We start from the raw sequence: 21,866 nt of genomic DNA on the forward strand, positions 1-21,866 counted from the left end.
ACTACCCGGACGACCCGGACGACCCGAAAGCCCGGCGACTCAGGCCGGGATCAGCAGGTGCAGCACGCCGTAGACGATCGCGGCGGCGATGCCGGCCGCCGGGACGGTGAGCACCCAGGCGATGACGATCGACTTGGCGACGCCCCACCGGACCGCGGAGAAGCGCTTGGTGGCGCCGGCGCCCATCACCGAGGAGGTGATCACGTGGGTGGTGGAGATCGGGGCCTGGTAGGCGAAGGCGGTGGTGTAGAGCACCGCGGAGGCGACCGCCTCGGCGGAGAAGCCGCGCGCGGGGTCCAGGTGGATGATCCGGCGACCCAGGGTCCGCATCACCCGCCAGCCGCCCGACCAGGTCCCCAGCGAGATCGCCGCGGCCGCGGAGCAGATGACCCAGACGGGCAGGCCGTCGTCGGCCGAGACGTAGCCGCCGGTGACCAGGGCCAGGAAGATCACGCCCATCGTCTTCTGCGCGTCCTGCAGGCCGTGGCCGAGCGCCATGCCGGCCGCCGAGACGGTCTGCGCGGCGCGGAAGCCGCGGCCGATGCGGTGCGGGTTCCGCTTCCGGAACACCCACAAGATGCCCAGCATCAGCAGGAACGCGAGCAGGAAGCCGACGATCGGCGAGACCACCATCGGGATGATCACCTTGTCGGTGATCACCGACCACTTCACGGTGGTGCCCGAGACCAGCGCGGCGCCGATCAGGCCCCCGATCAGGGCGTGCGAGGAGGACGAGGGCAGCCCGAAGTACCAGGTGATCAGGTTCCAGACGATGGCGCCGAACAGGCCGCCCATGACCACGATCAGGCCGTGGGTGCCGGGGGGTGGGCTGATCACGCTGCCGACGGTGTTGGCCACCTCCTGGCCGAGGAACGCGCCGACGAAGTTCATGACCGCGGCGAGCAGCAGCGCGATGCGGGGGGTCAGCGCGCGCGTCGAGACCGAGGTCGCGATGGCGTTGGCGGCGTCGTGGAAGCCGTTGGTGTAGTCGAAGACGAGGGCGACGACGACCACCGCGATGATGATCGCGAGTGTCATGCGCTCAGGACTCCTTGACCGCGATCTGCTCCACCGTGTTGGCGACCTTCTCGAAGGCGTCGATCGCACCTTCGAGCGACTCGACGATGTCCTTGAGCTTGAGCACCTCCATCGCCTTGTACTCGCCGGAGAACAGGTTGGCGAGCGTACGACGGTGGTTCTTGTCGCCGGCGTTCTCGAGCCGGTTGATCTCGATCCAGTACTCCTCGAGGCTCTGCATCGACTGCAGCTGCGGCATCGCCGCGGCGGTCACCTCGGCGCACCGCTGGATCACCTCGACCTGCGCGGACAGGTCCGTGGGCAGGTCCTTGACCTCGTAGAGCAGGATCTGGTCGACGACCTCGTCCATCATGTCCATGACGTCGTCGAGCCCCGAGGCGAGCGAGTAGATGTCCTCGCGGTCGAACGGCGTGACGAAGGTGCTGTTGACCCGGCGCACGATCGCGTGCGTGGTCTCGTCCGCGGCGTGCTCCGCCTCCCGCATCCGGCGGGCGACGTCCTCACGGTCCGAGGTGTCGCTGAGCATCTCGGCGAGCAGTCCGGCCCCGGTCACGAGGTGCTGGGCCGACTCGGTGAACAGGTCGTAGAAGGTGCTGTCGACAGGGCGGAATCGCAAACCCACGGAGTACTCCTGGTGAGGAGGAGAAGAACGGCACTCATGCTAGGGGGTCGGTCGCGCAGATCCACAAGTCAGGGCCGTGTCAAGCGCCGGTACGCCGCCGCCGCTGCCGCTCGATCAGGGCCTCCTGCAGATGCACCGGACCCCGGCTGCGGGCCCAGCTGCCATCGCTGCCGAGCTGCCAGGCGTCGGTCTCGGGGTCGAACGCCAGTGCCAGCATGCCCGCCACGGCGTCGCGCTCCTCCTCGCCCGGCAGCTCCACCAGCACCTCCACCCGCCGGTCGAGGTTGCGGTGCATCATGTCCGCCGAGCCGATCAGCGCGGTCGGCTCCCCGCCGTTCTCGAACCAGTAGACCCGGCTGTGCTCGAGGAACCGGCCGAGCACCGAGCGCACCTCGATCGACTCCGACAGCCCGGGTACGCCGGGCCGCAACGCGCAGATGCCCCGCACCAGCAGCTGGATGGGCACCCCGGCCTGGGAGGCGAGGTAGAGCGCGTCGATCACCGCTTCGTCGACGATCGAGTTGGCCTTGAACCGGATCCGGGCCGGCCGCCCGGCCTGGTGGTGGTGGATCTCCCGGTGGATCTGCTCGACCAGCCCGGTGCGCACCGAGTCCGGCGCGACCAGCAGCCCGCTGTAGATCGCGTTGCGCGACCACCCGGAGAGGTTGTTGAACAGGTGGGCGACGTCCTCGGTGATCCGGGCGTCGGTGGTGATCAGCCCGAGGTCCTCGTACATCCGGGCGGTCTTGCCGTTGTAGTTGCCGGTGCCGATGTGGGCGTAGCGGCGGATCCCGTCGGGCTCGTCGCGCACCACCAGGCACAGCTTGCAGTGGGTCTTGAGGCCGACCAGGCCGTAGACGACGTGGCAGCCGGCCTGCTCCAGCTTGCGCGCCCAGCCGATGTTGGCCTGCTCGTCGAAGCGGGCCTTGATCTCGACGATCACCAGCACCTGCTTGCCGGACTCGGCGGCGTCGATCAGGGCGTCGATGATCGGGGAGTCGCCGGAGGTGCGGTAGAGCGTCTGCTTGATCGCCAGCACGTGCGGGTCGGCGGCGGCCTGCTCGATGAACCGCTGCACCGAGGTGGCGAAGGAGTCGTAGGGGTGGTGCAGCAGCACGTCGTGGCGCCGGGCCGCCTTGAACACGTCGACCGGGGCGGCCGACTCGACCTCGGCGAGCCGCGGGTGCGTGGTGGGCACGAACGCTGGGAATTTCAGCTCCTCGCGCGGCAGGTCGGCGATGTCGTGCAGCCCGCGCAGGTCCAGCGGGCCGGCCAGGTGGAAGACCTCGTCGGTGGAGATGCCGAGCTCGGAGGCCAGCAGCTCCAGCACCGCGGGGGAGATCGACTCCTCCACCTCCAGCCGCACCGGTGGGCCGAACCGGCGGCGCAGCAGCTCCTTCTCCAGCGCCGCGAGCAGGTTCTCGGCGTCGTCCTCCTCGACCTCGAGGTCCTCGTTGCGGGTCACCCGGAAGCTGTGCACCTCGAGCACCTCCATGCCCGGGAAAAGCCGCCGCAGATGCTCGCGGATCACGTCCTCCAGCGGCACGAACCGCTGGTTGCCCAGCGGCACGAAGCGGGCGAAGATCGGCGGCACCTTGACCCGGGCGAAGTGCTCCTTGCCGGTCTTGGGGTTGCGCACGAGCACCGCGAGGTTCAGCGAGAGCCCCGAGATGTAGGGGAAAGGGTGCGCAGGGTCGACCGCCAGCGGGGTCAGCACGGGGAAGACCCGGTCGCGGAACAGCCGCTTGCAGTACTTCTGCTCGTCGCGGTCCAGCTCCTCCCAGCGCACCAGCGAGATGCCCGCGTCCCGCAGCGCCGGGACGATCTCCTCGCGGAAGCAGTGGGCGTGCCGCTTCATCAGCTCCCGAGAGACCGTCCAGATCTGCTCCAGCACCTCGCGCGGCAGCAGCCCCGAGGCGGCGCGGACGGCGACGCCGGCGGCGATCCGGCGCTTCAGGCCGGCCACCCGGACCATGAAGAACTCGTCGAGGTTGCTGGTGAAGATCGCCAGGAACCGGACCCGCTCCAGCAGCGGCAGCTCCGGGTCCTCGGCCAGCTCGAGGACCCGCTGGTTGAAGTGCAGCCAGGACAGCTCCCGGTCCAGGAACCGGTCGTCATACTTCTCGACCGCGGCCAGCTCGGCGTCGTCGGGGAAGTACGGCGGCTCCACGTCGAAGGTCTCGTGGCCGCCGCGCTCCTCGACCGGCTGGGCGACGCTCGGGACCGTCTCGGGACTCATCGGCCCAGTGTGGCCCCGGCAGGTGAACGGCAGGTGACGCTCACGGGCGCGAAAGACGCGAGGCGTACCGGAGGCGCACCCGAGGCGTACCTGGCGCGGCATGGGGTACAACTCTGTGCATGGAAGGTTGCGCCAGGGGGGTGCACCGCGGCTTCGACGCGCGCCCGTCGAGCGCCGCCGGCGCCCGGCGGCTGGTGCGCGAGGAGCTGGCGCGCGCCGGTCGTGAGGACCTGCGCGACGCCGCCGAGCTGCTGGTCACCGAGCTGGTGACCAACGCGCTCGTGCACAGCGGCACGCCCATGGAGGTGTGCGCCTCCGTCGGAGTCGACGGCTTGTACGTCGAGGTCCACGACGCCAGCCCGCAGCTGCCGCTGGTGCGCCACCACGCCGACCTGGCCGGGACCGGGCGGGGGCTGCGGCTGCTCCAGCACATGGCGGACCGGTGGGGCGCGGAGCCGCGCAGCGGGGGCAAGTGTGTCTGGTTCGAGCTGACCTCCGGCGAGCACGCCGACGAGTGGCTGGCCGCGACCCTCACCGGGGTCGAGCAGCTGGCGCTGCGCGAGGACCCGCCCGACGCCGTACTGATCGAGCTGCTCAACGTGCCGCTGCTGCTGCACCAGGCCTGGGCCCAGCACGCCGAGGCGCTGCTGCGCGAGCACCTCCTCACCACGATCGGCGAGGACGACGGCCCGGCGGCGCTGCAGGCGCACGCGGCGGCGAGCAAGGCGCTCGGGCTGCTGCTGGAGCAGCTGCCCGACCCGTCGCTGGCCGAGGACCCCGACCAGCTGATGTCGAGCGCGGTGGAGCCGGTGGTCTCGCGGCCGCGGCTGGTGGTCGCGGTGCCGCGGGGGTCGCTGCGCGGGTTCCGGATGCTCGACGAGCTCCTCGACGCGGCGCTGGCGCTCGCCGAGGCCGGGGTGCTGTTGAACCCGCCGACCCAGCCGGAGATCCGCACGTTCCGGCGGTGGATCTGCCACGAGGTGCTGCGCCAGGGCGAGGGCGGCCGGCCCACGCCGTGGACGGACCAGAGCGACGCCGCGCCGCCGGCCACCGACCCCCTGCCGAGCGAGGTGCTCGAGGAGATCGCCGGCGCGACCGCGGCGCTGGTCGCGGCCGACGACGCCGACGGTATCGTGGCGCTCAGCCCCACCGCGCTCGCGCTGCTCGGCTACGACACGGCCGCGGAGCTGGTCGGCCGGCGGCTGCTCGCGATGATCCCGTCCCGCTACCGGCAGGCCCACCTGGCCGGCTTCACCATGCACCTCGCCAACGGCCGGGCCCCGCTGCTGGGCCATCCGGTCCGGGTGCCGGCCCTGCGCCGGGACGGCTCGGAGGTCATCGTCGAGCTGCTCGTCGAGGCCCGCCGCCTGCCCGGCGGCCGGCGGCTGTTCGTCGCCGAGCTGCGACCGTGACGGGCGGGCGGGGCCCGCGTCGCCGATCGGGGACGAATTCGGCGAACTCGCCTGTATTGAATCCGGATCGGGTCTAGAGTCCACAGCGTGACCCCCGGTGCCGCGACCAGCCTCCCTGTCGAGGACGGCGGCGGCGCGGGATCGACGGCGCCGAAGCGGGCCTACCGGTCGCCGCTGCGCGCCCAGCAGGCGGCGCAGACCCGGGAGGCGGTGCTCCGGGCGGCGGTCGAGCTGTTCTCGGCGGACGGCTGGGCGGCCACCGGCATCCGCGACGTCGCCAGGCGTGCCGGGGTGTCGGTGGAGACCGTCTACGGCCGGCACGGGTCCAAGCTCGGGCTGCTGCTGGCGGCGGTGGACGTGGGGGTCGTCGACGACACCGAGCCCCAGGCCCTGGCCGAGCGGCCCGCGGTGGCCGCGCTCGGGGTGGGCACCCGCCGGGACCGGGCCGGGGCGGCCGCTCGGGTCAGCAGCAGCATCAACGGCCGGATGGCCGGGCTGTCCCGGGCGCTGCGCCAGGCGGCGGCGGTCGACGCTGCGGCCGCGGAGCGGCTCCGGGAGCTGGAGGAGCGGCGGCGTTCCGACGTCGCCACCGGCCTCGGACGGCTGCTCGGCGCCCCGGCGACGGACGAGGCGCGCGACGCGGTGTGGGCGCTCACCTCGGCCGAGGTCTACGACCTGCTGGTGACCTCGTCGGGCTGGAGTGTGGCCGGCTACGAGCGATGGCTCACCGCAGAGATCCTGCACGCGGTCGGCGAGGCGCCGGCTCGAGACGAACGGAGCATGTGATGGCGCGTCCCTGGCTGCGCGAGGGCAGTGTGGAGCGGACCGTGGCGGCGGCGCCGGAGGAGGTCTACCGCCTGCTGGGCGACGTGACGTCGACCGGTGAGCGCAGCGCGGAGTGCCGGCGCGCGGCCTGGCTGCCGGACAGCCCCGCCGAGCCGGTGGTCGGCGCCCGGTTCCGGGGCCACAACCGGTCCGGCCTCGCCCGCTGGAGCCGGGTCTGCGAGGTGGTCGAGGCGACCCCCGGCGAGGCGTTCGCCTTCCGCACGATCCCCGAACGGCGCGATCCCTCGCGGCAGGACTCGACCATCTGGCGCTACGACCTGGCGCCCGTCGACGGGGGCACCCGCGTCCGGCACTCCTACGAGATCACCCAGGAGCCGCGCCCGTTCTTCAAGCGGGTCTACGGGGTGCTGCTCCCGCACCACCGCGACATGCGCCCGGCCATGGCGCAGACCCTCGAGGCGTTGGCCCGCAGCTGCGCCGAGCCGGCGACGCGCTAGCCCGCGGCGCCGTCAGCGCGGCACCGGGTGGCCCTCTCTGGGGGGAGAGAGGGCCACCCCGTGTCGGGCTGACGCCCGCGGTGGCGTCGGCGCCGGGCGTGAGATCGGCCATTACCCGCCAGTAGGGTGAGCGCGTGAGTCCCCACCCGACCCTGACCAAGCTCAACGACCGTCTCCAGGCCGCCACCCTGCGCGGCCTGCTGACGCTGCCGGAGCAGGCGCAGCGCCGCCTGGCCGGGCCGCCGGTGGTCCGCGACGGGCAGACGCTGGCCACCGACACCCAGCTGATGCTGCGCCTGCTCCGGTTGGCCCGCGAGCCCGGCGTGGAGACGCTGCCGATCCCCGCCGGCCGCCGCGCCCTGGACCGGCAGACCGCGATGAGCGCCGGCCGACAGCCGATCGGCGCGGTCCGCAGCCTGAACGTCGCGGGTCGGCCGGCCCGTCTCTACCTGCCCACCGGCGCCGCCACGACCGGCCCGACGCTGCTCTTCCTGCACGGCGGCGGCTGGGTCTACGGCGGCCTGGCCTCCCACGACGGCACCTGCCGGTTCCTCGCCGAGCGCAGCGGGGTGCGGGTGCTGGCGGTCGACTACCGGCTCGCCCCGGAGGACCCGTTCCCGGCGGCGTACGACGACGCCCGCGCGGCGTACCGCTGGCTGGTCGACAACGCCAGGGCGGTCGGCGCCGACCGCGACCGGCTCGCGGTCGGAGGCGACTCCGCCGGCGGCTGCCTGGCCGCGACCACCGCGATCGAGGCCGCCCGGGAGGGGCTGCCGCTGGCCTTCCAGCTGCTGGTCTATCCCGGCACCGACCACACCGCGACCGCCGGCAGCCGGGCCACGTTCAGCGAGGGGTTCTACCTCACCAAGGACTTCATGGACCTGGCCACCGGCAGCTACGTGCCCGCGGACGCCGACCCCCGCGACCCCCGGCTCTCGCCGCTCTACGCCGACCTGCCCGCCGAGCTCGCCCCGGCGTACGTCGCCACCGCCGGCTTCGACCCGCTGCGCGACGAGGGCGAGGCCTACGCGGCCAGGCTGGCCGAGGCCGGGGTGAAGGTGGAGCTGCGGCGGTTCGAGGACCAGATCCACGGGTTCCTCAACGTGCTGCTCGCCCGCTCCAGCCGGCGGGCCGACGAGGAGATCGCGCAGGCGCTGCGCGCCGGGCTCGCCTGAGGCGGCCTGAGGCAGCGGATCAGGACTCCTCGGCCCCGCCACCAGCAGCGCCGCCACCAGCAGCGCCGCGACCAGCAGCGCCGCGACTGGCAGTCCGGCCGGTCGCGCCGACCCGCCACGCGGCGACGACCAGCACCACCGCGACCACCGCAGCGGCGACGCCGACGACCGAGCCGGTGCTCCCGGCGAACAGCAGCCCGGTCAGCGCGAGCGCGGCGACCGCGGCGGCCAGCACCGCGAGCACGATGAGCACGATGAGCCCCAGCCCGGCCGCCCGGTTGCGGCCGGCCGGCGGGGTCGCGGGTGAGGCCTGCAGCACGTCCTCCGCCGCGGTGGTCGGCACCGCCGCCAGCACCACCGGGTCGGGACGCTGCCACCAGCGGCGTCGGGCGGCGAGCTCCTGCACCAGCAGCGCCCGGGTCTCGGCCAGCGCGACGGCGAGCTCACGGGCGCGCTGCTCGGCGTCGCGGCGCTCGCGCAGGGCCTCCTCGGCCAGCTCGGCCTGGTGGCGTACGGCGGCCTCGACCGCCGCCCGGTCCTGGGCGCGCTCCTCGGCGACCGCCTCGGCCGCCGCCCGGCCCTGGGCCTGCTCGGCCGCGGCGGACTCGGCCTCGGTGCGTCCGCGGACCGCCGCCGCCAGCTGTTCGGCCTGGGTGGCCGCCTCGGCCGCGGCGGCCTCGAGCACCTCCCGCGCCCGGCGTTCGACCTCGAGCCGCTCGTGGGCGGCGGCGCCGGCCTGCTGGCTGCGCTCCTCGGCGGTGCGCTCGGCGGCCTCGCGGGCGGCCAGGGCCTCGGCGGCGGTTCGTTCGGCGTCCTCGCGCAATTGTTCGGCGCGGGCGGCGGACTCGGCGTGAGTGCGGGCGAACTCGTCGGCGGCGAGGCGGGCCTCGTGCGCCACCTGCACCGCCCGGGCCTGCTCGTCGGCGGCCCGTGCCTGCTCCTCGTGGGCGAGCCGGGTGGCCTCGTGGGCGGCCTGCTCGGCGGCGGCGGCGCGGCCGGCGGCCAGGGCCTGGTCGTCGGCGACCCGCTCGGCCTGCTCGCGCGCGGTCTGGGCGGCGTCGGCGAGGCGGGTGGCGTCGGCGGCGGCGGCCTCGGCCCGCGCGCGGGCGGCGTGTGCAGCCTCCGCCTCCTCGGCCCGGGCTCGGGCGGACTCCTCTGCCTCCGCGCGGGCGCGCGCGTGGTCGTCGGCGAGCCGCTCGGCAGTGGCTCTGGCCTCGGCCTGCTCCGCGGCGGCGGCCTCGGCCGCCTGCCGGGCCTGGTGGGCGGTGCGGCTGGCCTCCTCGTGGGTGGTCGCGGCGGTGGCCGCCGCCTCGGCGAGCTCGGTGGCGCGCTGCTCGGCGGCGAGCCGGGCCTCGTGGGCCGTCCGGGCCGAGTCGGCCTGCTCCGCGGCGGCGCGCTCGGCGACCTCCCGCTGGGACTCGGCCCTCTGGGCGGCCCGCGCCTGGTCGCGGGCGGACTCCTCGGCGGCGCGGTGCTCGGCGTGGGCGCGCGCGGCGGCCTCCGCCTGCTCGCGCGCCTGGTCCTCGGCGGTGGCGCGAGCGGCGAGGTGCTCGGCGGCGAGCGCCTCGGCGGCCGCGCGGGCCTCGGCCTGCTGCTGGGCCTTCTGCTCGGCGAGCCGCCGGGCCAGCCGGGCGTCGTTGGCGGCCTGCTCGGCGGCGGCGCGCTCCCCGACGTGGGTGGCCAGGGCGGCCTCGGCCTCCTCGCGGGCCCGCAGCGCGTCCGCGGCCGCGGCGGCGTGCGCGGCCGCCGTACGGTCCGCCTCCGCGCGCCCGGCCAGCGCCTCCCGGGCCGCCTCCTCGGCGACCATCCGCTCGGCGGCCTGCTCGGACGCGGCGAGCTCGGCGGCGCGCCGCAGCCCGGCCACCCGCTCGCCGGCCGCGACCTGCTCGGCGGCGCGGTCCACCGCCCGCTGCAGCTCCTCGGGGGAGGTCGGTGCGGCATCGGCGCGACGCCGCCACAGGCGGCCGCCGTCGTTCGGGCGCCCGCGATCGCGCGGTGACCCGGTGCCGGCGGGGTCGTCTGGGGTGCGGGGGGTCGCCGTACTCATCGCGCGCGAGCGTAGTGCGTCACGCCCCCGCCAGGGCGCGTCGGGACGGCGTACCCAGGAGTAACAAGCCCCGGAGATCTTGTTACTCAACTGTGGATCCTGCGTGGATCTCGCGTGCCCCCTGGGTTGAGGACGTCTCCCTAGTTTTGGGGTCACAACGAAACACGCCCCCTGGGGAGGGGGCCCTGAGTGGGGGGTACGACATGAAGAACGAGCAGCGCGACGAGCGCAAGTCCCGCAAGATCCTGGTGCCGCTGGCGACGCTGGCCATCGCCTCCGCCGTGGCGGTGGGGTCGGGCGCGGACTTCACCTCGACGAGCCAGATCACGGCGGACATCACCGCCGGCAAGATCGTCGCCGACAACAACAAGGACACCGGAACGCTGACGATCACCGAGCTCAAGCCGGGTGACGCGGCCTCGGGCACGGTCCAGCTCACCCGTGGCACCGGCAGCAACCTCAGTGGCGATCTCAGCGTCGTCATCGACAACGTGACCAGCGGCTTCGACGCCGACGCGGTGACGATCACCGTGGACGGCAACAGCACCTCGGGCACGGCCGACCTCGAGACGGTGGAGCAGAGCGTTGACCACAAGGCCACCATCGATCTGGGCAGTCTGCCGGACAACTGGGGCTACCGGGACATCAAGATCACCGTGAGCATGCCCAAGGCCGCCGACAACGACAACCAGGGCGCGACCGGCTCTGCCTCCATCCACTTCGTGGTGACGGCCACGGACGGTGCCACCGACCAGGAGACGACAGCGAGCTGGAGCTGACCGGTTCCGACTGCGTAGTACTGGGGGGATGACAGGTGGAGATCGAAGTGCGGCGCCGTGGTCGGCGCAGTCTCGGAGACAAGGCGATCACGGTCGCCTGTGTGGTCGTCACCCTGCTGGCGCTGGCATTCCTGGTGCCGGCCGTCTTCGGGCTGCAGCGCTACGTCATCGCGGGTACGTCGATGACCGGCACGATCGACTACGGGTCGGTGACCTACGAGCGGGTCGTGCCGGTCGGGGACCTGCGGGTCGGTGACATCATCACCTACCAGCCGCCGCCGGACTCGGGCATCGACCACCCGGTGACCCACCGGATCGTGGCCATCCACGGGGACGTCTTCCGCACCAGGGGAGACGCCGTCCCGAACCGGGACCCCTGGAAGTTCAAGCTCGACAGCAACCAGCAGGCGCGGGTCGTCTTCGCGGTTCCCTACATGGGCTACCCGCTGATCTGGTTGTCTGACCGCCACACCCGGATGCTCGTGATCGGCCTGCCGGCCGCGGTCATCGGCCTGTTCGCCGCCGCTCAGCTGGTCGGTGCGCTCAGGAAGAAGCCCCAGGACGAGGCGAAGCCTGCGGACACCGCACCGCGTCCTCAGAATCCGTCAGTCCCCCTCCACGGATAGGTCATGGCTCGTCGTCTGCTCCTCGCCCTCAGCGCGCTGCTCTGCCTGGGCAGCGCGCTGCTGGGCGTGCAGTTCTCGGGGGCGACCTGGACCGACACCAGCGTCTACCACGCGGACGTCGCCGCGGCGAGGGACTGGACGCCGCCGACCGTCTCGGTGGCCGCCCCCGGGGCGGTCCTCACCGGCTCGGTGACGATCACCGCGACGGCCGACGACAGCCGATCGGCCGTCGCGAGCGTCGTCGTGCAGTACGCCCTCGACGGCAGCATGATCTGGCAGACCCTCAGCGGCTGCACCACCACCGGCAGCCACCCCACCACCGTCAGCTGTCCGTGGGACACGACGGGCGTGGGGGACGGTACCTACCAGCTGCAGGCGATCGCGACCGACTCCGCCGGCAACGCCGCGACCTCGGCGCCGGTCACCACCTCGGTCGCCAACAAGGTCGGGGTCGCGCTGACCCGCCTCCCGAGCGCGGTCCGCGGCTCGGTCACGGTCACCGGCGCCCTGGTCAACCCCGTCGCGCCGACCTCCCTGACCTTGCAGTACCGCTCGGGCAGCGGTGCCTGGACGCCGCTCTGCACCTCGGCCACCAGCCCGATCTCGTGCACCTGGAACACCACCGGGCCCGGCATCGCTGACGGCACGTACGACGTCCGCGTGGTCGCCGGCACCGGCCAGACCGACACCCAGACCGGCATCGTCGTCGACAACAAAGCGCCGACCGGCAGCCTCACCGTCCCGACCGGCCCACTGTCAGGAACCGTGACCCTGTCGGCGAACGGCAGCGACGCCGGCTCCGGCGTCACCTCCGTGAAGATCCAGTACCAGGCCTCCGACGGCAGCTGGGTCGACTGCGGCACCGGCACGGCGTCGGCCTCCTGCAGCCTCGACACCACCAAGCTCTCCGACGGGCCCCACGACTTCCGGGCGGTCGTCACCGACGCCGCCGGCAACACCACCGTCCAGGGCCCGGTCAGCCGCACCGTCGTCAACGGCACGGCAACGGTCTCGATCACCAGCCCCGCGGCGAACGCCAGCCTCGACGGCACGGTGAACGTGACCGGCACCTACAGCTCGCCGAACGGCGTCCAGAGCGCGAAGCTGGAGTACCAGGCCGCGCCCGGCGGCGCCTGGCAGACCGTCTGCGCGCCGACCGCCTCCCCGTTCGCCTGTGCCTGGAACACCACTTCGCTCGCCAACGGCAGCTACAACCTGCGCGCCACGGTCACCCCGACGTACGGCGCGGCCGTCACCAGCACCGTCGCGGTCAAGGTCCTGCACCCCTTCTCCAACGTGGCCATCTCCAGTCCGACCGGCGGCACGGTGACGGGCCCGGTCGCCATCACCGGCCCGGTGAGCTCGTCGGGCACGATCAGCAAGGTCGTCGTCACCGCGACCCCGACCGGAACCACCGGCGGCACCGCGCTGACCGCCTGCACGGCCACCAACCCGACCAACGGCGGCAACTTCTCCTGCACCTGGGCCACGGGCTCGGTGCCCGGCGGCAGCAACATCGTCTACGGCACCTACCAGCTGACCGCGACGATGACCGACGTCAACGGCACCAAGACGTCGAACTCCGTGACCGTCCTGGTCGATAACATCGTGGCCAGCGTGGTCCTGGGCGACCTGCCTGCCAACATCAAGGGGACCAGCCAGACCCTGACGGCGACCGCCACCTCCAACGCCGGCATCAGCGGGGTCCGGTTCCAGGGGACCTCCAACGGGACGACCACGACGCTGTGCACCGCCACCCTGTCGGGTGGGATCTGGTCCTGCCCGTGGAACATCTCCGGCATCACCTACGGCGCCTACGACGTCCAGGCCGTGATGACCACGAACGTCGGCGCGAGGGTGGTCAGCTCCGCCCCCAAGTCCACGGCGGTCGACAACCGGACGTTGGCCGGTGGGGCCGTCACCATCACCAACGGGCCCGGCGGCGCGGACAAGATCATCAACAACGGAGACAAGATCGCCTTCACCTACAGCGGGCTTGTCGACCCGTCGTCGATCATGTCCGGACTGACCTACAACGGTGGACCCCTCGGCGTCACCGTCACCATGGACCGCAGCGGCAACGGGGTGAGCATGCACGTCAACGCCAACGTCGGCGACCTGCTCGTGGATGCCTCCCCGCCGTACATCTCGGGCAGCACCGTGCTGACGTTCAGTGGGTCGACGCTCTCGGCGACCAAGGGGACGGTGAACGGCTACCCGGTGACCGTGATCACCCTGACCCTCGGCGTGCCGTCGTCCAACGGCGAGGGCAGCAAGGACACGCCCACCATCACTTGGACGCCCCCGGCGGTGACCGACATGTTCGGCGTGCCCTGCGACCAGACGCCCAAGCCCGGCAACGGCAGCTTCTGACCTACCCCCACCGATACATCACGTGCGTGTCGGCGGAGGCGTGCTCGAAGCCGAGCCCGGAGTAGACCGCGACCGCGGGCGCGTTGTCGGACTCGACGTAGAGCAGGATCTCCCGCGCCCCGCCGTCGACGAGGTGGTGCAGGCCGGCGAGCGTGAGCGCCTTCCCGAGGCCGCGGCCCTGGGCGGCCGGGTCGATGCCGACGACGTACACCTCGCCGAGCTCGGGGGAGTGCCGCTTCGTCCAGTGGAAGCCGAGCAATTGCTCGCCGTCCATCGCCACGAGCAGCCCCGCGGGGTCGAACCACGGCTCGGCCATCCGCTCGGCGAGGTTCGCCTCGTCCATCGCGCCCTGCTCGGGGTGGCTCGCGAACGCCGCCGCGTTGACCCGAACCAGCTCCTCGGCGTCCTCGGGCCGGTAGCCGCGCACGGCCACCCCCTCCGGCTCCCGCAGCGGAGGCAGCGGCACCGAGGACGGCCGGCGCATCACCCACAGCTCCCGCACCCGGTCGAAGCCGTGCCGCTTCGCCAGCGCCGCGGCCGCGGGGTGGTCGCCGTGCGACCAGGCGGACAGCGGGCCGGAGGCCTTGGCGAGTACGCCGTCCAGCAGCGACGCCCCCTCGCCCCGCGCCCGGGCGTCGGGGTGCACGACCAGCGTCAGCTCGTCTCCGATGAGCAGGGCGAACCCGTGCTCCGACGCCCACCGCCGCACCCGCTCCGGGTGGTGCCGCAGCGCCAGCCAGGTCGCCTCGTCCAGGGGCGCGGCGCCGTCGGCCGCCTCGGCCGCGGCCGCGATCTGCTCGATGTCGCCCGTCTCGATGTCGCCGGTCTGGATGTCCACGTCGCCAGCCTAGGGACAGCTCAAGCCGCCACCCGGAGTGTGCACGTCGGCCCACATGGCTGGGGTCGTCCGGTCCAACCCCGCCGGGCAAGCAGTCGACCGATGCGTTCGGCGGTCTGACACTCGCGCTGGAACACCTGCGCCCACCGCACCCGCGCCGTCACCCGGCCGGCGGTGAGGTCGTCGAGGTCCCGATCGGCGTCCCGGCCCTCCTTGTCCCAGCCGAGGTGGCCGGTGCGCCCGTCGAGCTCGACCTCGACCCCGAACTCGGCGTACTCCACGTCGCGGTACTCCGTGCCCCGCTCGCCCTCCCGGCGGACCTGGCGCCGGCCCTCCGGGAGACGGTGGGCCCGCTCGACGCGGGTCAGGTAAGCCTCCTCGAGGACCGAGCACGCTCCCGCCTCGATGTCGTCGAGCAGGGCGGCGACGAAGGGGCGGCGGCGCATCCGCTTGCGCTCGGCCAGCGCCGGGCGGAGCCGCTGCGGGTGGGTGTGGCGGCCGTTGCAGGCATCGGTGAGCAAGCGGACCACGTCCATCTCGGTCGCGGCGCGGTGGACGAGTTCGAGCGTGTTGGGCTCGACGCGTACGCGTGGGGGCGAGACGTTCCAGCGCACTAGCGGAGCTAGCCGGAGCACCCTGTGCACCCTGACAGCCGGCAGGGACGGGACCCGCCGAGACTCGTCGATCGCGACGTGGACGGGCGCATCTCCGTCCGGGTCGGGCAGCGCCGACCCGAGGTAGAGAGCCGCCTGGCCCGGTCCGCCCGCGTACAGGACCGCCGCCCACGCTCGCTGCTCGTCGCTCAGCGGCCCGGTGTGGTTGACGAAGACCCGCGGATGCACGCGGGTCAGCTCGCGGCGGCGTACCAGCCGGTCTAGGTCGTGCCGCCCGCCCACGCTGAGCAGCTGGGCCCGACTGATCAGCCCAGCCTGGTCGGCGAGCAATTGCTCGAGCATGGCGGAGTCCACGGCAGCAGCGTCGTCCGCCGCCCGAGCATCGCCAACCCCGATCTGGCGGCCTGTGGATGAGCCGGCACGTGTCCGGGGAACGGCGGGGACCAGGAGGCGCGACCAACGGGTGGGCAGCTCGGAAGATCTGCGGCACCAGCTGCGACAGATCTTCCGACCTGATGTGGCCCCTTGCCTGGCCGCCCCTCAGGCCTTCTGCGTCTCCCGCGCCGCAGCACCAGCGGCGTCCCGGGACGCCTCCTTCTCCTTGGCCGGCAGCACGAACCGGTAGCCCACGTTGCGCACCGTCCCGATCAGGTGCTCGTTCTCCGGCCCGAGCTTGGCGCGCAGCCGGCGCACGTGCACGTCGACGGTGCGGGTGCCGCCGAAGTAGTCGTAGCCCCACACCTCCTGCAGCAGCTGCTGCCGCGAGAAGACCCGCCCCGGGTGCTGGGCGAGGAACTTCAGCAGCTCGAACTCCTTGAAGGTCAGGTCCAGCGGCCGGCCGCTCACCTTCGCGGTGTACGTCGCGTCGTCGACCACCACCTCACCCGAGCGGATGACGTGCGACTCCGGGTCGCCGGCGGACCGGGCCGCGGCCAGCCGGCCGATCGCCAGCCGGATCCGGGCCTCGAGCTCGGCCGGGCCGCAGGTGTGCAGGACGACGTCGTCCATGCCCCAGTCGTGGGCGACCACGGACAGCCCGCCCTCGGTGACCACGAGCAGCACCGGCGCGTCGGAGCCCGTCGTACGGATCAGCCGGCACAGGTCGCGGGCATGGGCGAGGTCCTGGCGGCCGTCGACGAGCAGCAGGTCGGCGCCGGGCGCCTCGAGCAGGGCGCTGCCCTCGGCGGGCAGGATCCTGACCTGGTGCCCGAGCAGGGCGAGGCCGGGCAGCACCTCGACGGAGGGTTGCAGCGCGCTGGTGAGCAGCAAGAGGGCGCTCATGGGAGCCTCCCGGTGGCCGGGCGGTGACCGGGACGCGACGCTGGGCCCCGGTCGTTTCGTTGATCGGGGAGAATACCGGACCATGGAGCGCCCCACGCCGACCGCCGAGGTTCCTGAGACGACCGGCCCCGCCGCGACGGGCACCGTCCACGTGCACTACTGGGCGGCGGCGAAGGCCGCGGCCGGGGTCGCCGGCGACGAGTTGCAGGTCGACGGCCCGCTCACGCTGGCCGAGGTCGTACGCCGGGTCCTGGCGCTCCACTCCGGCTCGAAGCTGCCGCAGGTGCTGGCCATCTGCTCGGCGCTGGTCGGGGACCGGCCGGTCGGCGCGAGCGACCCTGCGGAGGTCACGGTCGAGCCCGGGCAGACCGTGGAGTTCCTGCCGCCCTTCGCCGGCGGCTGACCCGCGGCAAACCCGGCGGCTGGCCCGCGGCCGACCCCGCAGCTGACCCGGCGGCGTACCCAATTGTGGTGACCTGCCCCGGTCTCCACGCGCCGCGGCGCTGCACGCGCCAAGGTGGACCCCGGAAGTCGACGGGCGGATGTCGGAGCGGACCGGCGGGGTGAACGGTCCAGGGGTCCGACAGGCGCCCGGTCGTCCGTGCCGGTGTGCGGGGGCGGACGCGGTGCGGGGGCACCGGGTCCGCGGGGGACTCTCGACCGGCACGCCCGACCGGCGCCGTACGCCTGTCGACGACCCGGCAGACGACGAGGGCCCGCTCTCCGGGGGAGAGCGGTCCCTCGTCGCGTGCGGGTCAGTGCGGCCGGGGGTCAGGCCTCGATCGCGGTCCGGCCGGGGTCGGCACCGGTGCCGATCTCGATCTTGCGCGGCTTGGCCCGCTCGGCGACCGGCACGACCAGGCGCAGCACGCCGCCCTCGTAGGCCGCCTCGATCCGGTCGAGGTCGAGGTTGTCGCCGAGCACCAGCTGGCGGCTGAAGACGCCGCGCGGGCGCTCACTGGCGAGCATCTCCCAGTCGCCGTTGCGCGCGACCCGCTCGGCGCGCACGGTCAGCACGTTGCGCTCGACGTCGAGGTCGATGCTCTCCTTCGCCACGCCGGGCAGGTCGAACTCGATGACGAACGAGTCGCCCTCGCGCCAGGCGTCCATCGGCATCACCGCGGGACGGTTGGTGGTGCCGAGGAGCTGCTGGGTCAGGCGGTCGAAGTCGCGGAACGGGTCGGTGGTGCGCAGCAACATCGCGTGGTCCTCCTGGTTCTGGTCGTCGGGCGCCGCCGGTGCGGCGTCGTACCTGTATTGACGGTTACAGGTTTCTTATATTCCAATCATCAGGCAGAATCAAGCCCTCGAACCCGAGAGGAGCCAAGATGCCCGAGGACCACAGCCGCGGGGTCTTCGCGATCTCGGTGGCCGCCGAGATGGTCTCGATGCAGGTGCAGAACCTGCGCGTCTACGAGCGCCGCGGCCTCCTCGAGCCGGACCGCACCACCGGCGGCACCCGCCTCTACAGCCGGGCCGACATCGAGACCCTGCACCGGATCCGCGACCTGCTGGCCGACGGCCTCAACCTCGCCGGCATCGCCCGGGTGCTCGAGCTCGAGGCCGAGGTGGCCCGGCTGCGGCATCAGAACGCCCGGCTGCGCGCCTCCGCAGGTATGCCGGGCCGCGGCTGAGCCCGGCGGGGCCGCCGCCGGGGCCGCCACCAGGTCTGCATGCGGCGGCGAGCAGGACTCGCGACTACCATGGTCGCCGGAGCCTCACCCGGGCCGCTCTTGAGTCCCCAGACCGGGTGGTCCGGCGTGTCGAAGGGCGCGGTCGGGCAGCTTGGGTGCCCTGTGCGTCCTGGTCCTCGGCGAGGCTCCGCGCTCGCGGGCGGATTGATCACCCGCCGCGAGATTCCGGAGAGCCCGAGCTGATCCCCTGTCGGCCCGAGCGATCCGCGAGGCCGGTGGGCGCCCGCGCGTCGGGCGTCCACCGGTCGCCGCACCGGATCGGCCCCGCCCCTGATCGGCCCCGCCCCTGATCGGCCATGCCTTCGCCCCCCCAATCGGCCCACCCGGCGGGACCAAGGTCCGGCCCATCCGGCGGGACCAAGGTCCCCTCTTCGCCCGCGAGCGGCCTTCTCACGCAGATGGGGTATGACCGGAGCCGGGTGGGGTACCTAGCGTGGGAGTCAACCACCTCGCTTGGCCGCTCATGAGTCCCGTGACCGGGCGGAGGTGAGGTTTCGGAGCCGCGCGGGCAGTGGAACAGGGGCCCTCCCGCAGCGGCTCCGATCATGTCCGGACCCGGTCCGACGGGCGCGGCCCCGGTGCGCGCTTTAAGGGCGCGGCTTCAGGCGCCCCCTCAGGGCGCCGGCGACGGACGCCCGAGCACGGCCCGGGCGATCCGCACCGGGTGGTCGTGGCGCCAGTGCCCGTGCCGGTAGGTCACCGCGCCGATCGTCCACCGGGCGGTCGAGCGGTCCGGCTCGCCGTACAGGTAGAGCCGCCCACCGCAGGCGTAGCTGATCCGCTCGCCGTGGTGGACGCTGCTGGCGCCCTGCAGGAACGTGCACTCGCGGCCCGAGGCCAGCCGGATGCCCCACACGTTGGGGGTGGGGCCCGGCGCGGGGTGCAGGTGGCGGGCCCGCACCCGCGCCAGAACACGCCGCCACGGCGAGGCGGCGCAGACCACGTGGTGGCCGTCGTGCTGCGCCCAGCACGGATCGAAGACGGTGTTGCCGGCGAAGCAGCGGTACGCCCCGGCGCCGAGCGCCTCCGAGCCCCGGCTGCAGGTGCCGCCGCTGCGTCGGGTGGCTACCCGCCAACCGGGCTTGAGTGCGCCGTCGCCGGTCACCGGGCTGAGGCGTACGACGCGGGTCGCGCCGGCCGGCCGGTCCGGGGCGGCCCCGGACGCCGGGCCGGAGCCGCCGACGAGCACTCCGGCGATCAGCCCGGTGATCAGGGCAGCGATCGCCGCGAGGGCGAGCCCGCCGGGGCCCCCGTCGGCGCGGCAGGTGCGGCGGGTCTGGCGGGTGCGTGTCGTCGGCATGGTGTGCCCCTTGGTCCCGGTCACGGATCGCTGCGTGCTCGGCGACGTGCCGATGCACGTGGGACGCTTCCAGCGTAGATCCGGTTGCGGGCCGCGTCAGCCCAGCGAGGCGACGTACCTCCGCAGCGCGACGAAGGCGTCCTCGGGTTCGAAGCCGGTCGCCTGCAGCTTGTCCAGCGCGAGCGTGCTGCACCGCGGCCGCGGTGCCAGCCCCTTGCCGCGGCCGTACTCCTCGGTGCTCACCGCGGCGACGTCGTCGGCGGACCGCCCGCGCAGCCGGAACACCTCCCGCGCCACGTCGGCCCACGAGGTGGCCGGGCCGCCGTTGGTGACGTTGTAGGTGCCATAGGGCGCGCCGACGTCGAGCAGGTGCCGGATCGCGCGCACCAGCTCGGTGGTGAAGGTGAGCCGGCCGACCTGGTCGTCGACCACGCCGGGGGAGACGCCGCGGTCGGCGAGACCGGCCATCGTCCGCACGAAGTTGCCGCCGTCGCCGACCACCCACGAGGTGCGCAGCAGGTAGTGCCGCGGCGCGGTGGCCGCGACCAGGTCGCCCGCCGCCTTGGTCTGGCCGTAGACACCGAGCGGCGAGAGCGGCTCGTCCTCGGTGTGCACCTCGGCGGTGCCGTCGAAGACGTAGTCGGTCGAGACGTGCACCAGCGTCAGCCGGTGCTCGCGCGCCGCCCGGGCGAGGTGGGCGACCGCGGTGGCGTTGGCCCGCCAGGCCGCCACCCGGCCCTCGGGGGTCTCGGCGGGGTCGACGGCGGTGTACGCCGCCGCGTTGAGCACCAGCTCGTACTCGTGCCACGGCCACGCCGCCACCGCCTCCGCGTCCCCGACGTCGAGCTCGTCGAGGTCGACCGCGTCCGCGTCCGGGAGCTCCGCCAGCAGCGCCCGGCCGAGCTGGCCGCGGGCGCCGACCACGAGGGCGCGCTTGGGTGGCATCGGCTTGACGGCGTCCAGGCGCGGATTGCTGCGGTCCTTCTCGGAGACCTCGGCCTCCGCGAGCGGGATCGGCCAGGGCACGGCGCAGGTCGGGTCCGCCAGGTCGAGGGCGGGGTAGGTGATGCCGGGCCGCCAGTGCTCGTTGACCAGATAGGTGTAGGCGGTCGCGTCCTCGAGCGCCTGATAGGAGTTGCCGACGCCGCGAGGCACGAACACAGCCACGGACGGGTCGATCTCCATGTGGAAGACGGTGCCGAACGAGTCGCCCTCGCGCAGGTCGACCCAGGCGGCGAAGACCCGCCCGGTGGTGATCGACACGAACTTGTCCCACGGCTCCGCGTGGATGCCACGAGTAGTCCCCCGGGAGCCGTTGAACGACACATTGTTCTGGACCGGGCCGAAGTCGGGAAGGCCGAGGGCCTGCATCTTCTCCCGCTGCCAGTTCTCCTTGAACCAGCCGCGGGAGTCGCCGTGCAGCGGCAGGCGGAGGACGACCAGCCCCGGGATCGGTGACTGGTCCAAGGTCAGCTCGGCCGACATCACTGCCCCTTCGCCGCGTACGCCGCCTCGACCGCGGACTTCTGCGGCGCCCACCAGTCGCGGTGCTGCTCGTACCACTCGATGGTCCGCGCCAGCCCGGCCGCGAAGTCGCCGAAGCGCGGCTGCCAGCCCAGCTCGGTGCGCAGCTTGGTCGAGTCGATCGCGTAGCGCAGGTCGTGGCCGGCGCGGTCGTTGACGTGGTCGAAGTCGTCCTCGGGGCGGCCGAAGTGCTTGAGGATCATCCGCACCACGTCGAGGTTGTTCAGCTCGCCGTCGGCGCCGATCAGGTAGGTCTCGCCGATCCGCCCGTCGGTGAGGATCGTCCACACCGCCGAGGAGTGGTCGTCGGCGTGGATCCAGTCGCGCACGTTCTGCCCGGCGCCGTAGAGCTTGGGTCGGCCGCCGTCGATGACGTTGGTGATCTGGCGGGGGATGAACTTCTCGACGTGCTGCCAGGGCCCGTAGTTGTTGGAGCAGTTCGAGATCGTCGCGCGCACCCCGAAGCTGCGCACCCAGGCCCGCACCAGCAGGTCGGAGCCGGCCTTGGTGGAGGAGTAGGGGGAGGAGGGGTTGTACGGCGTGGCCTCGGTGAACCGCCCCGGGTCGTCCAGCTCGAGGTCGCCGTACACCTCGTCGGTGGAGATGTGGTGGTAGCGCACCCCCGCCTTGCGGACCGCCTCCAGCAGCGTGAACGTGCCGACCAGGTTGGTCTGCACGAACGGCGAGGGGTCGCGCAGCGAGTTGTCGTTGTGCGACTCGGCCGCATAGTGCACGACCGCGTCGTGCTCGGCCACCAACGGCTCGACCGTAGCGGCGTCGGCGACGTCGCCGACCACGAGACGGACTCGGTCGTCGGGCAAGCCTGCGAGCGACTCGCGGCTCGCGGCGTAGGTCAGCTTGTCCAGGACGGTGACGGTCGCTTCGGTCTTCTCCACGAGGTGGTGGACGAAGTTCGAGCCGATGAACCCGGCGCCCCCGGTAACCAGAATTCGTTGCACCCGCCGCAGTCTAGGTGCACTCGGCGACTTGACATCGGGGGTGTCTTCCGGTGTCTTGCCCT

At 73.3% G+C, this 21,866-nt stretch carries 20 protein-coding genes; 9 read left to right on the forward strand and 11 right to left on the reverse strand.

The genetic code is table 11. The annotated features are described in order from the left end of the window. Positions 1-39: 39 nt before the first annotated feature. The 3 genes from BJZ21_RS02595 to BJZ21_RS02605 form a co-directional block, all read right to left on the reverse strand. Positions 40-1,038 carry an inorganic phosphate transporter gene (locus BJZ21_RS02595; RefSeq protein WP_179662329.1) on the reverse strand — a complete coding sequence of 333 codons (999 nt, stop codon included), beginning with the start codon at positions 1,036-1,038 and terminating at the stop codon, positions 40-42. 4 nt (positions 1,039-1,042) lie between these two features. Continuing rightward, positions 1,043-1,660, reverse strand: coding sequence for a DUF47 domain-containing protein (locus tag BJZ21_RS02600; protein ID WP_343051917.1), 618 nt, complete (start codon positions 1,658-1,660; stop codon positions 1,043-1,045). Between the two features lie 79 nt (positions 1,661-1,739). Next, a complete protein-coding gene (locus BJZ21_RS02605) occupies positions 1,740-3,899 on the reverse strand; it encodes an RNA degradosome polyphosphate kinase (protein ID WP_179662330.1) in 2,160 nt (719 codons plus the stop codon). A gap of 119 nt (positions 3,900-4,018) precedes the next feature. On the opposite strand from BJZ21_RS02605, the gene BJZ21_RS02610 reads away from it, so the two are divergent. From BJZ21_RS02610 to BJZ21_RS02625, 4 genes are all read left to right on the forward strand, one after another. After that, positions 4,019-5,311, forward strand: coding sequence for an ATP-binding protein (locus tag BJZ21_RS02610; protein ID WP_179662331.1), 1,293 nt, complete (start codon positions 4,019-4,021; stop codon positions 5,309-5,311). Between the two features lie 87 nt (positions 5,312-5,398). Next, on the forward strand, positions 5,399-6,097 hold the full coding sequence (locus BJZ21_RS02615; protein WP_218851249.1) for a TetR family transcriptional regulator: 699 nt from the start codon (positions 5,399-5,401) through the stop codon (positions 6,095-6,097). Continuing rightward, on the forward strand, positions 6,097-6,594 hold the full coding sequence (locus BJZ21_RS02620; protein ID WP_179662332.1) for an SRPBCC family protein: 498 nt from the start codon (positions 6,097-6,099) through the stop codon (positions 6,592-6,594). The genes BJZ21_RS02615 and BJZ21_RS02620 overlap by 1 nt, the downstream gene beginning before the upstream one ends. 134 nt (positions 6,595-6,728) lie before the next feature. After that, the gene (locus tag BJZ21_RS02625) at positions 6,729-7,769 is read left to right on the forward strand and encodes an alpha/beta hydrolase (protein ID WP_343051918.1); all 1,041 of its coding nucleotides are present in this window, start codon (positions 6,729-6,731) and stop codon (positions 7,767-7,769) included. Positions 7,770-7,788: 19 nt separating this feature from the next. Here the strand turns inward: BJZ21_RS02625 and BJZ21_RS02630 are convergent, their stop codons facing one another. After that, the gene (locus BJZ21_RS02630; protein ID WP_179662333.1) at positions 7,789-9,816 is read right to left on the reverse strand and encodes a coiled-coil domain-containing protein; all 2,028 of its coding nucleotides are present in this window, start codon (positions 9,814-9,816) and stop codon (positions 7,789-7,791) included. A gap of 203 nt (positions 9,817-10,019) precedes the next feature. Here BJZ21_RS02630 and BJZ21_RS02635 point away from each other — a divergent pair, with 203 nt between their 5' ends. From BJZ21_RS02635 to BJZ21_RS02645, 3 genes are read left to right on the forward strand one after another with little or no spacing between them, the layout of a single operon-like run. After that, positions 10,020-10,595: a hypothetical protein gene (locus tag BJZ21_RS02635; RefSeq protein ID WP_179662334.1), complete on the forward strand. Its 576-nt coding sequence runs from the start codon at positions 10,020-10,022 to the stop codon at positions 10,593-10,595. Between the two features lie 35 nt (positions 10,596-10,630). Beyond that, positions 10,631-11,221 (forward strand): signal peptidase I, encoded by a 591-nt coding sequence (locus BJZ21_RS02640; RefSeq protein WP_179662335.1) that lies wholly within the window; start codon positions 10,631-10,633, stop codon positions 11,219-11,221. A gap of 3 nt (positions 11,222-11,224) precedes the next feature. Then, the gene (locus BJZ21_RS02645) at positions 11,225-13,594 is read left to right on the forward strand and encodes an Ig-like domain-containing protein (RefSeq protein WP_179662336.1); all 2,370 of its coding nucleotides are present in this window, start codon (positions 11,225-11,227) and stop codon (positions 13,592-13,594) included. Position 13,595: 1 nt separating this feature from the next. Here the strand turns inward: BJZ21_RS02645 and mshD are convergent, their stop codons facing one another. From mshD to BJZ21_RS02660, 3 genes are all read right to left on the reverse strand, one after another. Continuing rightward, positions 13,596-14,432 (reverse strand): mycothiol synthase, encoded by an 837-nt coding sequence (mshD, locus tag BJZ21_RS02650; RefSeq protein WP_343051919.1) that lies wholly within the window; start codon positions 14,430-14,432, stop codon positions 13,596-13,598. 20 nt (positions 14,433-14,452) lie between these two features. Continuing rightward, positions 14,453-15,400, reverse strand: coding sequence for a hypothetical protein (locus BJZ21_RS02655; protein WP_179662337.1), 948 nt, complete (start codon positions 15,398-15,400; stop codon positions 14,453-14,455). Between the two features lie 186 nt (positions 15,401-15,586). Then, positions 15,587-16,327 (reverse strand): response regulator transcription factor, encoded by a 741-nt coding sequence (locus tag BJZ21_RS02660; RefSeq protein ID WP_179662338.1) that lies wholly within the window; start codon positions 16,325-16,327, stop codon positions 15,587-15,589. A gap of 82 nt (positions 16,328-16,409) precedes the next feature. On the opposite strand from BJZ21_RS02660, the gene BJZ21_RS02665 reads away from it, so the two are divergent. Then, entirely contained in the window at positions 16,410-16,730 is a 321-nt protein-coding gene (locus tag BJZ21_RS02665; protein ID WP_218851250.1) for a ubiquitin family protein, read from the forward strand. Between the two features lie 368 nt (positions 16,731-17,098). Here the strand turns inward: BJZ21_RS02665 and BJZ21_RS02670 are convergent, their stop codons facing one another. Beyond that, positions 17,099-17,527 carry an Hsp20/alpha crystallin family protein gene (locus tag BJZ21_RS02670; RefSeq protein ID WP_179662339.1) on the reverse strand — a complete coding sequence of 143 codons (429 nt, stop codon included), beginning with the start codon at positions 17,525-17,527 and terminating at the stop codon, positions 17,099-17,101. A 128-nt stretch (positions 17,528-17,655) separates the two neighbouring features. Here BJZ21_RS02670 and BJZ21_RS02675 point away from each other — a divergent pair, with 128 nt between their 5' ends. Next, complete coding sequence (locus tag BJZ21_RS02675) at positions 17,656-17,961, forward strand: MerR family transcriptional regulator (protein WP_179662340.1); 306 nt, start codon at positions 17,656-17,658, stop codon at positions 17,959-17,961. Between the two features lie 673 nt (positions 17,962-18,634). Here BJZ21_RS02675 and BJZ21_RS02680 read toward each other — a convergent pair. The 3 genes from BJZ21_RS02680 to rfbB all read right to left on the reverse strand — a co-directional run bounded on the left by BJZ21_RS02680 (position 18,635) and on the right by rfbB (position 21,804). Further along, complete coding sequence (locus BJZ21_RS02680) at positions 18,635-19,321, reverse strand: hypothetical protein (RefSeq protein ID WP_179662341.1); 687 nt, start codon at positions 19,319-19,321, stop codon at positions 18,635-18,637. Between the two features lie 96 nt (positions 19,322-19,417). Beyond that, a complete protein-coding gene (locus BJZ21_RS02685) occupies positions 19,418-20,806 on the reverse strand; it encodes a sugar nucleotide-binding protein (protein ID WP_179662342.1) in 1,389 nt (462 codons plus the stop codon). After that, entirely contained in the window at positions 20,806-21,804 is a 999-nt protein-coding gene (gene rfbB, locus BJZ21_RS02690) for a dTDP-glucose 4,6-dehydratase (RefSeq protein ID WP_179662343.1), read from the reverse strand. Before rfbB ends, BJZ21_RS02685 begins: the two co-directional genes overlap by 1 nt. Between the last annotated feature and the right edge of the window lie 62 nt (positions 21,805-21,866).

It is taken from the genome of Nocardioides panaciterrulae (assembly GCF_013409645.1).
Classification (GTDB): domain Bacteria; phylum Actinomycetota; class Actinomycetes; order Propionibacteriales; family Nocardioidaceae; genus Nocardioides; species Nocardioides panaciterrulae.

Bases quoted from the DNA above. Each gene is read 5' to 3' on its own strand.
- BJZ21_RS02595 (WP_179662329.1), bottom strand. From the start codon at position 1,038: ATGACACTCGCGATCATCATCGCGGTGGTCGTCGTCGCCCTCGTCTTC.
- BJZ21_RS02605 (WP_179662330.1), bottom strand. From the start codon at position 3,899: ATGAGTCCCGAGACGGTCCCGAGCGTCGCCCAGCCGGTCGAGGAGCGC.
- BJZ21_RS02610 (WP_179662331.1), top strand. From the start codon at position 4,019: ATGGAAGGTTGCGCCAGGGGGGTGCACCGCGGCTTCGACGCGCGCCCG.
- BJZ21_RS02620 (WP_179662332.1), top strand. From the start codon at position 6,097: ATGGCGCGTCCCTGGCTGCGCGAGGGCAGTGTGGAGCGGACCGTGGCG.
- BJZ21_RS02630 (WP_179662333.1), bottom strand. From the start codon at position 9,816: ATGAGTACGGCGACCCCCCGCACCCCAGACGACCCCGCCGGCACCGGG.
- BJZ21_RS02635 (WP_179662334.1), top strand. From the start codon at position 10,020: ATGAAGAACGAGCAGCGCGACGAGCGCAAGTCCCGCAAGATCCTGGTG.
- BJZ21_RS02645 (WP_179662336.1), top strand. From the start codon at position 11,225: ATGGCTCGTCGTCTGCTCCTCGCCCTCAGCGCGCTGCTCTGCCTGGGC.
- BJZ21_RS02660 (WP_179662338.1), bottom strand. From the start codon at position 16,327: ATGAGCGCCCTCTTGCTGCTCACCAGCGCGCTGCAACCCTCCGTCGAG.
- BJZ21_RS02665 (WP_218851250.1), top strand. From the start codon at position 16,410: ATGGAGCGCCCCACGCCGACCGCCGAGGTTCCTGAGACGACCGGCCCC.
- BJZ21_RS02670 (WP_179662339.1), bottom strand. From the start codon at position 17,527: ATGTTGCTGCGCACCACCGACCCGTTCCGCGACTTCGACCGCCTGACC.
- BJZ21_RS02675 (WP_179662340.1), top strand. From the start codon at position 17,656: ATGCCCGAGGACCACAGCCGCGGGGTCTTCGCGATCTCGGTGGCCGCC.
- BJZ21_RS02680 (WP_179662341.1), bottom strand. From the start codon at position 19,321: ATGCCGACGACACGCACCCGCCAGACCCGCCGCACCTGCCGCGCCGAC.
- BJZ21_RS02685 (WP_179662342.1), bottom strand. From the start codon at position 20,806: ATGTCGGCCGAGCTGACCTTGGACCAGTCACCGATCCCGGGGCTGGTC.